A 12578-nucleotide genomic window follows, 5' to 3' on the forward strand; every position below is an offset into this window, starting at 1 on the left:
GAAAGGCGGGTGAAAACCCGCCTTTTTCTTTGCCGCGCATATGCGGCATATTCATGCAATGGAGGCCGTGATGGCCAAGACCGATATCGCGCGGCGCGTCTATAATCATGCCTGGAAGCTCGATCCTATCGTGCGCAGCCTGCTGGATACGGATTTCTATAAGCTTTTAATGCTGCAGATGATCTGGGGGCTTTATCCGAAGGTCGATGCCACGTTTTCGCTGATCAACCGCACCACTTCGGTGCGTCTCGCCGACGAGATCGACGAGGGCGAATTGCGGGCGCAGCTCGATCATGCCCGCACATTGCGTTTTACCAAGAAGGAAATGATCTGGCTGGCCGGCAACAGTTTTTATGGCCGCAAGCAGATTTTCCAGCCGGAATTCTTGAACTGGCTGCATGATTTCCAACTGCCTGAGTATGAGCTGCACCGCCGCGACGGCCAATATGAATTGCTTTTTCATGGCCGCTGGTCGCATACCACCATGTGGGAAATACCGGCGCTGGCCATCATCAACGAGCTGCGTTCGCGTGCGGCGATGAAGAGCCTCGGACCGTTCTCGCTCGATGTACTCTATGCCCGTGCCAAGGCCAAGATGTGGAGCAAGGTCGAACGTCTGCGTGAATTGCCGGACCTCAAGATTTCGGATTTTGGCACCCGCCGCCGCCATTCCTTCCTGTGGCAGCGCTGGTGCGTGGAGGCCTTGAAGGAAGGCATCGGATCGGCTTTTACCGGAACAAGCAATGTCCTGCTTGCTATGGATACGGATGTTGAAGCGCTCGGCACCAATGCGCATGAATTACCTATGGTTCTGGCAGCCCTTGCCAATACCGATGAGGAATTGCGCACAGCGCCCTATCGCGTACTGCAGGACTGGAATCGCTATTATGGCGGCAATCTTTTGATCGTTTTACCCGATGCCTTCGGCACGGCGGCGTTTTTGCGTGAGGCACCTGACTGGATTGCCGACTGGACGGGTTTCCGCCCCGATAGCGCCCCGCCGATCGAGGGCGGCGAGCGCATCATCGAGTGGTGGAAAGCGCATGGCAAGGACCCGCGTGAGAAGTTGCTGATCTTTTCCGATGCGCTGGATGTCGACACGATCGAACAGACTTATCGCCATTTTGACGGACGTGTGCGCATGAGTTTTGGTTGGGGTACCAACCTGACCAACGATTTTGTCGGCTGTGCGCCAACGACCATTCAGGGCTTGAAGGCCATTTCGCTTGTCTGCAAGGTGACGGACGCCAATGGACGCCCCGCGGTCAAACTCTCGGACAATCCGCAGAAGGCCACAGGCGACCCGAAGGAAGTCGCGCGGTATCTTAAATTTTTTGGCAATGACGAGCGGGTGGACCAGATCGTCAAGGTGTGACAGGCCTATTCCATTAATCTTGCCGTGCCCGAAATACGGATGGAGCCGCCGCGCACCGTGCCGATTGTGGCGCGCAGATGCGAGGGGCTACCCATATCCTCGCCTTGCAGGACTTCGATCGAGCCTTGATGCGGCCAGCCAAGATCGCGCAGGTAGGCTGCAAAAGCTGCGGTCGAAGCGCCAGTTGCCGGGTCTTCATAGACACCACCAGCCGCAAAGGCATTACGGCTGTGGAAGCGCTGCGGTGTTTGCGCATGAACGAGCAGAATAGTTGTCCAACCCTGCCGTTGCATCAGCTTTCGTCCGCGCGCCATATCATATTGCATGGCGGCGAGTTTCTCGCGGGAACCAAGCGCAAGTACGATATGATCCGCACCCCCATGGATGATCGCAGGTGGAATTTTCGGGTCGAGATCATCTTGATCATAGCCGAACAGCGCCAGCGCCTGTTCCGTTTCTTGGACATTTGCCGCACGGTTGCGCGTTGGCGGCGATTGCAGGCTAGCGGCAAACAGATCGCCTTCCTTGCGGCCTTCCACGCTGATAGAGGCATTGTTGATATTAAGTGCAAAGCGCCCATCGCCCTCGCGCATGGCAAGGGCTGCGCCAAGTGCAATGGTGGCATGGCCGCAGAAAGGCACTTCCATTTGCGGCGCGAAATAGCGCACCCGCCAGGCATTCCCATCGGGCATAGCGAAGGCGGTTTCCGAAAAGCCGACGTCTGCGGCGATCTTCTGCATCTGCGCAGGTGCAGGCAATTGTTCGGCAATCAGCACGCCGGCAGGATTCCCGCCCTGATCACCTTGAGAGAAGGCGGCAATGCGCAGGACTGTTGACGGATCAGCCATGGCATCAGTCCTTCATCTCGGTGGCCCAAGGGGGATTTGCACCGGCGCGTGACACAGTGACGGCGGCTGCACGCACGCCAAGGGCTACGGCTGCATGAATCTGGTCGTCATCAAGCGCGGCGATGGCTTGTTTCGTCAGAAGCCCTTGCACATTAAGGCTTGCGAGAATCCCGGCATTGACCGTATCGCCCGCGCCTACCGTATCGGCAACATCGACCTTCACGCCCGGCACACTGACCTTCGCTCTCGCCGTATAGGCGTCGGCACCATGCGCGCCCTTTGTGATGACGATGAGTTTAGGGCCGAGCTTCAGCCACCTGGAAGCGATTTCCGCATGTGTTCCGCTTTCGCCGAACCAGTCGAGGTCTTCGTCCGAGAGTTTGACGATATCAGCCAGCGCAATCATCCGCTTCATACGAGCAAGATGCGCTTCGCGGTTCGTGACAAAGCTCGTCCGGATATTGGGATCGAGGAACATAACCCGTTTTGCAGCCTCGCGCGTCATCAGCGCTTCATAGACGCTGCCGCAGGGTTCAGAAATCAGGCTGATACAGCCAAACAGCATGGCCTTGATGCTATCATCGATCAGCGGGATATCGCTCTGTGAAAGCATGCGCAAGGCGGTATTCTCATCATAGAAGGCATAACGCGCCTGCCCATCCACCAGTCGCACGAAGGCGAGCGTCGTCGGGCGGTCGGATATAGCCGAGTAGGAATAATCGACATGGGAGCGCTTGAGCGTTTCGCGCAGGATCTGGCCGAAAAAATCCGATGACAGCCCGGAGAAAAACCCCGTTGAAACGCCAAGCCGTCCCAAGGCAATCGAGGTGTTGAAGACCGAACCGCCAGCCACCGGCATGAAGGTGCTTTCACCTGCCGAAGTCTCTCTTGGCAGCATGTCTATCAGGGCTTCACCGCAACAAAGAATCATGGTTCAACTCATTTGAATGAAAATAAGGGGGCTAAATCGATTGAAACAGGTAAAGCAAAAAGCGCGGCGCATTTCAATGGCCGCGCTTATATGTTGTTTCAGACGTGCTGGCCGCCATTGATGTGAATTTCCGAGCCTGTGACATAGGACGAGGCTTCGGTGCACAGGAAATAGATGGTTTCGGCCACTTCCGAGGTTTTGCCAAGACGACGCAGCGGCAATTGTTCGACCATTTTTTCCGTGCCCGGCGAGAGGATCGCTGTATCGATCTCGCCCGGAGCGATGGCGTTGACGCGAATGCCATAGGGGCCGAAATCCGAGGCCATTTCGCGGGTCAGCGACGCGAGCGCCGCCTTGGAGGTGGCGTAAGCCGTGCCCGCAAAAGGATGCACGCGGCTTCCTGCAATCGATGTCACATTGACCACCGAGCCTTGCGCTGCTTCCAGTTCCTTGAAAAGCCCACGTGCGAGCATGATCGGGGCCATGAAATTGACCTGAAACACGTCACGCCAGACCGACATCGGTGTTTCAAGCGAGTTGAGGCGCTTGCTGCCTTCCGCCTTTGGCGAGATGCCCGCATTATTGACGAGCGCATGCAGCTTGCTGCCGTTGGCTTCGAGCCTGCGGCGGATTTCCGCGATGGCCTTGCCGATATCTTCCTGATCCGCGAGATCGACTTTGATGTGATCTTCCGGGCCTGCGGGCCACGGGCAATTTTCAGCAAAATCCTGCCTTGAACAGGTGATGACGCGCCAGCCCGCACGCGAAAAACGTTTGACCGTAGCGTGTCCGATGCCGCGGCTGGCGCCGGTCAGCACGAGCGTCTTGCGCTCGGTATCTGCCGCGCCCGATGCGGTTCTGTTTGTTGCTTCGTCTGATTTGCTATGCTGGCTCATGCTCAAACCTCACTCTCGAATTCCTGAATAGACCATGCCGCTCAGGATTTCGAGAGATATTAGGAGCGACTACTATCAATTTGCTGGGAAGGATGCCGGGTGCGACTGGATGCGCATATGCGATTGTGACATCGATAAAACATCACTGATTTCAGATACTGATAAAGGTGTGTTGCGGGGTGGGGAGCGGAATGGCAGGTTTCGAATGGATTGATGGAAAACCAGCCTTCAATTATCCTGAAATCTTGAAAAAATAGAGCCTATATCGTTTTCGGCAGTTTTGTAACAACGGCTGCGACCTATTCGTCAGTTTCGGGCTTTTTGAAAAAATCATCCACCAACCCTATTATTAAAGCAAGAATGTCCGGATTCGGACAAATCTAGAATTTTTTTCATGCATAAACACCTTTGAAGCTCTTTCTTTCAAGGTGTGTCCTCTCATGAGATTTCTATTTGGATCAACAGTTAATATCGCAGCCTTCAAGAACATCCTCAGGCTCGTCTCATCAATTATTATTCTTTCTGCAGCTGTTGATTATTCCGTTGCTCAAGAGACTGCCACTCCCAAAGCCGTCACTGTTGAGAATTTCCCACGAGCGGAGACTGATACGACCATTGCGGCCTATGCACAAAAAGGTGCCTTCGGAAAGTTTCTTCATGTCCGCGCACCCGTATCAATTGACGAACAGAAAATAGTTCGCACCAACAGGGATACGCTCTATTCGTTTGGCATTTTTGATCTCGATGCTGGTCCCGTAACGCTCAGTCTGCCCGAGACGGAAAAGCGTTACATGATGGCACAGGTACTCGATCAGGATCAGTACACGCGAGATATCGCCTATGCGCCGGGCGAAAGAACATATTCCAGAGATTCGGTTCATACCCGCTACATGATCGTGATCGTCAGAACGCTTGTCGATCCCCAGAGTGCAGAGGATATCAGGCGCGTTCACGCATTGCAGAATTCCATAGGTGTTTCTCAGTCCGGTAAAGGGTCACTGGAGCTTCCCGATTGGGACGCTGCATCCCAAGGGCAGATTCGCGAAGCGCTAAAGGGTCTTGGCGCACATCTTGGAAGCACCGCAAATATGTTCGGAACTCCGGATGAAGTCGATCCGATCAAGTATCTGATCGGTGCCGCTATCGGATGGGGTGGGAATCCCGAAAGCGCCGCCATTTATCTCTCCGGCCATCCGAAAGACAAGAGTGGAGCCGACGTTGAGATTCTGACCATCAAGGATGTTCCTGTCGACGGTTTCTGGTCGATCAGCGTTTACAACAAGGAAGGTTACTTCGCGAAAAACGCGTTGGACGCTTATTCTGTCAATAATCTTACAGCGAAGAAAAGTGAGGATGGCAGTGTGACCGTACAATTCGGTGGTTGCGAAAAGACGACGCCGAATTGCCTGCCCACGATGCCCGGCTGGAATTATACGGTCCGTCTTTACAGGCCCAGAAGCGAGATACTGAACGGCAGCTGGAAATTTCCTGAACCGGTACAGATAAGCCCGGCAAAATAGCTCCATCCTGCGAAAACCGTCACTCACAACAATTTTGCCCTGTCCCGTACTGGGCGCGATCATCGGGGTCAATTAGATGAAGTCCAGAGTTAAATTCATAGGCCTCTGCGGTCTGGTTCTCGCTAGCCTTCCCGCAGAAATCGCAAGTGCTGCCGAGGGCGGTATCGGTGTCTATCTGCTTGGTTCAAAGGGACCAGCAGCAGCCATCACTCCACCGCCGGGATTATACCTTGAAAACGACTTCTATTTTTATCGCGGCACGATGGGGAAAGATGAAAAGCTCCCCGCTGGCGGGCGGCTGGCAGTTGGCATTGAAGGCGATGCAGCGCTCTATATCCCGTCGCTGAGCTACATAGCGCCGGAGCCTTTGCTGGGTGGCCATCTGGGACTGTCCGTTTCCTTGCCGGTCGGAAAGAAAGAAACCGATGCTGACCTGACATTGCGGGGGCCGAGAGGCGGTCATGCAACCGGAGCGATCAGCGATGATATATTGACCATAGGGGACCCCAAGGTCGGTGCTTATCTTGGCTGGCAAACCGGCAATTTTCACTATCAGCTTGGAACCCAGTTCAATGTGCCGATCGGAGACTATCACGAAGGCGCAATCACAAACCTTGCCTTTCATCGCTGGGGCACGGATATTTTCGCCGCGGCTACGTGGCTCGATCCCACCATTGGTCTTGATATTTCCGGTGCGGCCGGCGTTACATTCAATTCAACCAACACAGCAACCGATTACAAGACAGGTAACGAATTCCATTTTGAAGGTGCGATGGTTCAGCATTTCAACAAAAGCTTCGACGCCGGGCTGATCGGTTATTATTATAAACAGCTCGGCGCTGATAGCGGCTCAGGGGCTAGCGGGGCCTTTAAAGGCGAGGTTGCTGCAATTGGTGTGACGCTGGGCTACAGTTTCAAGGCAGGAGAACTGCCCATGGCGGCCCGGCTCAAATATTACCATGAGGTGAGTGCCGAAAATCGGCCGAAGGGCGATGCGGTTTACGTCACACTGTCAATGCCCCTGAAATTCTAACGTGGAATTTCCGGCTTTCTTAAGCTCATATGGGGGCGGATTTTCATCGCTCCATTGCGCGGACTGATCGATGCATTGGCATGGGAGAATGAATAAAAAGAAGCGGATGCGGTGCGATGGTTGATATTACACGAGAGCAGGCCGAAAAAATTGTTAGCCAGCAAGGCTGGCTGTCACATATGCCGCAGCCTTTCAGGGACAAGCTGTTTCAGCACGCAATGCTGATTAGAATGCCGCCAAATCATACCGTATTCCGCCATGGGGATCCGGTGGGCGGTATTTACGGGCTTGTTGCCGGTTGCGTCACGGTTAATCTTGCACCGGCCAATGCCACGCCTTGTCTGGTTCATCTGGGATTACCCGGGGCATGGACTGGAGAGGGTTGTTTTCTAACCGGACAACCCAGACGCGTTGAGCTTAAAACGCTGACCGAAACACATGCTTTTCATTTGCCTCTCGACATCATGCAAAAGCTCTCCCACGAGGACTACAACATCGTGCGCGCCTTTGGAGCTATTTCGATCTTCAGCACGGATGTGCTTATCCATATCATTCACGATCTGCAGAAAAGAAACCCTGCTAAACGCATAGCATCCGTGCTGCGCCGTATTGTGCCCGACGAGAACACGTCCGTTATTCTTTCGCAGGCTGAAATCGCTACGATGACCAACACTTCCCGCCAACAGGTCAACGTGGCATTGAAGAAATTCGCAGATGCTGGCTGGATCGAGTACAGTTATCGCTCGATTTCCTTTCTGAATTTACCCCAATTGGCTAAGTTCTCCACTGACGGTGCAGATGATTAAATAATATAGACTATAGTTCGACATGAAACTTCAAAGTTGTATCAGTTATTTTGGTTTTTACAGATTTGCGCCTTCATAGGGTAAAGAAAAGTGCTAAATCTGGAGTGTTGCGCAACTCCTGAAACATGTTACTTCACACGTGCTTGTCGCAGACGGCGGGACTTTTCGACTTTGGAATAGATTTGTCGATGCAACGAATTGTGGTCTCATGTAACGCAGGGAGTGGGAAGTCAACATTCTCACGCATGTTGGGAGGACGGCTGTCCCTTCCTGTTATCCACCTCGACAAACTCTCTTGGGGGGCTGAAATGGTCAAAGCCCGTGCCCAGAGATTTCAGGCAGCTTGTTGAAGCTGCAGCTTCTTGATCAGGTTGGATATGCGAGGGAAACGATCACCGGCAAACCTTTGATTTGCGCTTGCCGCGTGCGGACCTGGTAATCTGGATGGATACCCTACACCGGCGATGGTCGCGTCTCGATCGTTCTCAATATAGGCGCCTGCCGCCTCGATCCACTCACAGGCATCAATCGCCGCGCCCATCATTTCCCGGATCAGATTCCAGTCGGCTTTCATATGGCTCGTCTCTTGCGCGAAAATCCTAAAACATGCGACAGCTTAGCCATCTAGCGTCCGCTTTAAAGAATGTCATTCACGACGATAAGCGACCGAAATGAGGGTCGGACGCTGTCATCACCCCACTGCCCATTCCACCCAATCGCTTGAGGCTCCAATCCTCAATTGCCCATGATGATATCGTAGAGCGTCGTTGATTTTCCCGGCTGCTGGCTTGGTTGTTGATCAGGCTGTTGTGCAGGCTGCTGGATATCGTTGCGCGGGGTCGTCTCCGGCGCAGGCGGCCAGTACCCCTCCTCATCATTGCCCGCCATAGGCTGATTGCCAAAACCGTTCTGTGACATCAGGTTCGGATCGTAAGGCGCATTGGGGTCCATGCCGTCGCTGCCGCCGGGTAGCACGTTCTGGATTTCGTAATGGCCGGGTAATTGCGCAATCGGCACGCCCTTATGCGCCTTTTGCATGAATTCCTTCCATGCAGCGACTGGCAATGTCGAGCCGAAGACACGCTTCATGCCCTTGCCGTCATCATTGCCGAACCAAACCCCCGTGGTGAGGTTGGCTGTATAGCCGATAAACCATGCATCGCGGAAATTCTGGCTGGTGCCGGTCTTGCCCGCCGCAGGCCAGCCACCAAAGGCCGCCCTGCGCGCCGTGCCGTCCTCGACGGTGCGGCGCAGCATGGCATTGATCATGCCGACATTGCGCTCGTCGATGACACGCGGGCCGATGCCGTCTTCTTTCTGGTAAAGTACGTTGCCATCGGCATCGGTCACACGGGTGATGAAATAGACCGGCGCACGGTAGCCGCCATTGGCAAAGGGCACGTAAGCGTCGGTCAGTTCCAGCAGCGTCACCTCGGAGGTTCCAAGCGCCAGCGACGCATTGGGCACCAGCGCTGACTGAACACCGAGGCGGTGGGCTGTATCGATCACGGTTTGCGGACCGACTTCCATGACGAGCTGTGCCGAAACCGAATTGAGCGAATGCGAAAGTGCTGTCGCAAGCGTGACCTCGCCCATATATTTGCCGTTGTCGTTGGCGGGCGTCCATTTGCCGATGCGGACCGGTGCGTCATTGCGCACGGAGTCAGGTGTGCGCCCCTGTTCGAGCGAAGAGAGATAGACAAAGGGCTTGAAAGTGGAGGCGGGCTGGCGATGACCGTCCGTCACGCGGTCGAACTGGCTCGCAGCATAGTCGACACCGCCCACCATGGCGCGCACCGCACCCGTGCCGTCAATGGACACCATCGCGCCTTGGCTGACGTTCATCTTCTTGCTGTGCTGTGCGATCTGTTCCTTGATCGCTTCCTCTCCTGCCGCCTGCAGGCTGAGATCGATCGTGGTCTCGACCGTAATGTCGCTCTTGGTCTCGCCGATCAGCGCAGGAAGCGCGCTTACGACCTTGTCGGCCACGTAATTCTCCGATCCCTGCCAGTAGGATGGCGCACGCGTCGGCGGCTCGCTTTCGGCGATTGCCTGTTGCCGGTCATCGATCATGCCTTCTTTGCGCATCGCACCCAGAACGAGTCTGGCGCGGGCATTGGCCGCTTCCGGATCGCGCGCTGGTGAAAGGCGCGAAGGGGCTTTGAGAAGCCCTGCCAAAGTGGCGGCTTCCATCAGGTTCACGTCCTTGGCGGACTTGTTGAAATAGCGCCTTGACGCCGCATCCACGCCATAGGCGCCGGAGCCGAGATAGACGCGATTGAGATACATCTCCAGAATCTGGTCCTTGGTGTATTTGTGCTCAAGCCACAGCGCGAGCATCACTTCCTGCACTTTTCGTTCAAGTGTACGGTCGGGCGACAGAAACAGGTTTTTGGCAAGCTGCTGCGTCAAAGTCGACCCTCCCTGCACGGCACGACCGGACATGAGATTGGTAAAGATAGCGCGGCCAAGCCCGATAGGGTCAATGCCGAAATGCGAATAAAAGCGCCGGTCCTCGATGGCAATCACGGCCTGAGGAATATAGGCCGACATTTCATGCAAGCCCACGGCCTGGCCGCCGGTAGTGCCGCGATTGGCGATCAGCTTGCCACTGACATCGACAATGCGCACATTGGGCGGACGGTCGGGGATTTCCCAGTCGGTGGTGGGTGGCATTTTGATCGCAAAATAGATCAGGACGCCGGCAAGGCCGATGCCGCCCCAAAGGCCTAGCACGAAACACCAGTAGATAGCGCGACGCACAAAGCCAAAAAAGCCGCGCGGTTTTGCCTTGCCGCGACGCGATGCACGGGGACTTGCCTTGCCGGATTTCACCGGCTTGCGATTTTGCGCGCGCGCCACACGGTCCTCCTGATCGACACGGAAATCATCGTCTTCCTTCTTTTTCTCACCATCAAAAGAAGGTTCGATGCGTCCATTCCTGTCGTCTCGCGATGCCATATTTGTCTTTTTCCGCCACCTGCGCGCCGGTTCGCTGCAATGGAAAACCGGTCATTTGAAAATATCTTGCGTGTCGCCAATCCGGTGCAGGGTAAATGCGGCAGTTTAAAGGGACGTAAATCTTCGCAAACAAAAAGCCCGCTGGAGAGCGGGCTTTTTTCATGTTGCAGATGATTTATTCGCTGCGATACTTCTTGCCGGGCTTTTTATAGCCGTCCTTATGGCCGTCCTTGAACTTGTCGCCGCGCGGCTTGAACGAGGGCTTGCCTTCTCCGCGGCTTTCGCCCCGACCTTCTCTGCGTCCGGCATCCTCGCCTGCGCCCGGTGTGGCCGGACGGATCACCAGCCCCTTTTCGCCGGTGCCGCGTTCAGCGACGAGCTGGCGGAATTCATTGGCTTTGGAGGCCGAGATTTCAAAGCGGGTTTCGTTGTCAAGGATTTTGATCGCGCCGACATCGCGCTTGGAAATATCGCCCGCCTTGCAGATCAACGGCAAAAGCCATTTCGGATCGGCGCGGTGCTTGCGTCCTGCGGAAAGCGAGAACCATACGCCATCGAATTTTGCATTACGGTCGAAACGCTCGCCCGGCTCGCCTCTATTCTCGCTGCGCTCGCGGCGTTCGCCACGCTCGAAACGATCATTTCTTTCAGAGCGCTCTCTAGGCTTTTTGCTGCCGACCGGATGCACTGGCGCGTCCGAAACCTCTTCCGCTGCTGGAAGTGCTGCAAGCTCGCGGTTCAAAAAGGCATTGGCGATCTGTTCGGGTGTGTAGCGTTGCGTCAGCGACTGCAACAGCTCCTGATGCTCGTCCTCAACTGCCTGACCGAACACGTCCGAATTGAGAATGCGCTCGTTGTTTTTGGCCTGCACGGCAGCGATCCCCGGTGCGGCAATCGTCTGCGCATCGAGTTTCGCCAGTTGCAGCAGACGTTCGGCGGAGCGGCGGCGCGAGAACGGCACAACGAGCACGCAGGTACCCTTGCGCCCCGCACGGCCCGTGCGGCCCGAACGATGTAGAAGCGTATCGGGATTGGTCGGAAGATCGGCATGGATGACCAGATCGAGATTGGGTAGGTCAATGCCGCGAGCTGCAACATCGGTTGCCACACAGACGCGGGCGCGTCCGTCGCGCATGGCCTGAAGCGCATTGTTGCGCTCGGCCTGACTTAACTCGCCCGAAAGTGCGACCACTGCAAAACCGCGATTGGAAAGCCGGCTCGCCATATGCTTGACCGCTTCGCGGGTCGAGCAGAAAATAATGGTGTTCTGTGAATCGTAATAAAGCAGCGTGTTGATGATCGCGTGGTCGCGCTCATGCGGGGGCACAGGCATTGCGACATAATCGATATCGGCATGCTGGCTGGTGTCGCTGGTGACGGTGAGACGCATCGCATTGTTCTGGAAGCGCTTGGCAAGCTGGGCAATCGGCTTGGATACAGTCGCCGAGAACATCAGCGTGCGGCGCTCTTGCGGCGCTTCGCCCAGAATGAATTCGAGGTCTTCGCGAAAGCCCATATCGAGCATTTCGTCGGCTTCATCGAGAACGATGGCGCGAAGTTGCGTCATATCGAGTGCGTTGCGGGTAATGTGGTCGCGCAGGCGTCCGGGTGTTCCAACCACGATATGGCTGCCACGCTCCAGCGCACGGCGCTCGGAACGGATATCCATGCCGCCGACGCAGGATGCGATCTGCGCGCCGGTATCGGCATAAAGCCATTCGAGTTCGCGGCGCACCTGAAGGGCGAGTTCGCGTGTCGGCGCGATGATCAGCGCCAGCGGACTTTCAGCCCTGCCGAAGCGCAATTCATTGCCGAGTAGTGTTTGCGCGAAAGCGAGGCCGAAGGCCACCGTCTTGCCCGAGCCGGTCTGTGCGGAGACGAGCAGGTCGCTATCGAGCGTTTCAGGGGCGAGAACCGCGTTCTGGACGGCGGTGAGGTCGTTATAGCCACGAGCGGCTAAGGCCCCGGAAAGAGCCGGAGCGATGGTTTCAGGCAGAGACATGATCAACTTTCACGAAAAGCTTCACAAGCCGCATACCCAACGGTCGCAAAACAGAATTTTGCGACACCCCTGACGACTACCGAAGCAACAGAATTGTGGACTCACTATAGGGTCATGGGGCTGACGTCAACCGTCGGCCGGTATTTGAGACTGACGAGATTCCGGTTCTGACGTGCCGAAGATGGTTTTCTTCGACAACCGAAGCG

The 12578-nt window shown here is 55.6% G+C and carries 10 protein-coding genes; 4 read left to right on the plus strand and 6 right to left on the minus strand.

Annotated elements, in window-relative coordinates:
* The first annotated feature begins 70 nt into the window (after positions 1-70).
* Positions 71-1375, plus strand: coding sequence for a nicotinate phosphoribosyltransferase (pncB, locus tag AAIB41_RS10525; RefSeq protein WP_343313313.1), 1305 nt, complete (start codon positions 71-73; stop codon positions 1373-1375).
* Between the two features lie 5 nt (positions 1376-1380).
* Here pncB and AAIB41_RS10530 read toward each other — a convergent pair whose 3' ends face one another.
* The 3 genes from AAIB41_RS10530 to AAIB41_RS10540 form a co-directional block, all read right to left on the minus strand.
* Positions 1381-2223 carry a PhzF family phenazine biosynthesis protein gene (locus AAIB41_RS10530; protein WP_343313314.1) on the minus strand — a complete coding sequence of 281 codons (843 nt, stop codon included), beginning with the start codon at positions 2221-2223 and terminating at the stop codon, positions 1381-1383.
* Between the two features lie 4 nt (positions 2224-2227).
* Complete coding sequence (locus AAIB41_RS10535) at positions 2228-3154, minus strand: carbohydrate kinase (protein WP_343313316.1); 927 nt, start codon at positions 3152-3154, stop codon at positions 2228-2230.
* 98 nt (positions 3155-3252) lie between these two features.
* The gene (locus tag AAIB41_RS10540; RefSeq protein ID WP_343313317.1) at positions 3253-4050 is read right to left on the minus strand and encodes an SDR family oxidoreductase; all 798 of its coding nucleotides are present in this window, start codon (positions 4048-4050) and stop codon (positions 3253-3255) included.
* A 440-nt stretch (positions 4051-4490) separates the two neighbouring features.
* Between AAIB41_RS10540 and AAIB41_RS10545 the strand changes: the two genes are divergently transcribed.
* The 3 genes from AAIB41_RS10545 (at position 4491) to AAIB41_RS10555 (ending at position 7409) form a co-directional block, all read left to right on the plus strand.
* Positions 4491-5570, plus strand: coding sequence for a DUF1254 domain-containing protein (locus AAIB41_RS10545; RefSeq protein WP_343313318.1), 1080 nt, complete (start codon positions 4491-4493; stop codon positions 5568-5570).
* Between the two features lie 76 nt (positions 5571-5646).
* Positions 5647-6603 (plus strand): transporter, encoded by a 957-nt coding sequence (locus AAIB41_RS10550; protein WP_343313319.1) that lies wholly within the window; start codon positions 5647-5649, stop codon positions 6601-6603.
* Positions 6604-6719: 116 nt separating this feature from the next.
* Entirely contained in the window at positions 6720-7409 is a 690-nt protein-coding gene (locus AAIB41_RS10555; RefSeq protein WP_343313320.1) for a Crp/Fnr family transcriptional regulator, read from the plus strand.
* Between the two features lie 334 nt (positions 7410-7743).
* On the opposite strand, the gene AAIB41_RS10560 is transcribed toward AAIB41_RS10555, so the two are convergent.
* The 3 genes from AAIB41_RS10560 to AAIB41_RS10570 all read right to left on the minus strand — a co-directional run bounded on the left by AAIB41_RS10560 (position 7744) and on the right by AAIB41_RS10570 (position 12372).
* Positions 7744-7983 carry a hypothetical protein gene (locus AAIB41_RS10560; RefSeq protein ID WP_343313321.1) on the minus strand — a complete coding sequence of 80 codons (240 nt, stop codon included), beginning with the start codon at positions 7981-7983 and terminating at the stop codon, positions 7744-7746.
* Between the two features lie 161 nt (positions 7984-8144).
* Positions 8145-10370, minus strand: coding sequence for a transglycosylase domain-containing protein (locus AAIB41_RS10565; RefSeq protein ID WP_343313322.1), 2226 nt, complete (start codon positions 10368-10370; stop codon positions 8145-8147).
* 175 nt (positions 10371-10545) lie between these two features.
* Entirely contained in the window at positions 10546-12372 is a 1827-nt protein-coding gene (locus AAIB41_RS10570) for a DEAD/DEAH box helicase (RefSeq protein WP_343313324.1), read from the minus strand.
* Between the last annotated feature and the right edge of the window lie 206 nt (positions 12373-12578).

The sequence above is a fragment of the Brucella sp. BE17 genome (assembly GCF_039545455.1).
Taxonomy (GTDB): domain Bacteria; phylum Pseudomonadota; class Alphaproteobacteria; order Rhizobiales; family Rhizobiaceae; genus Brucella.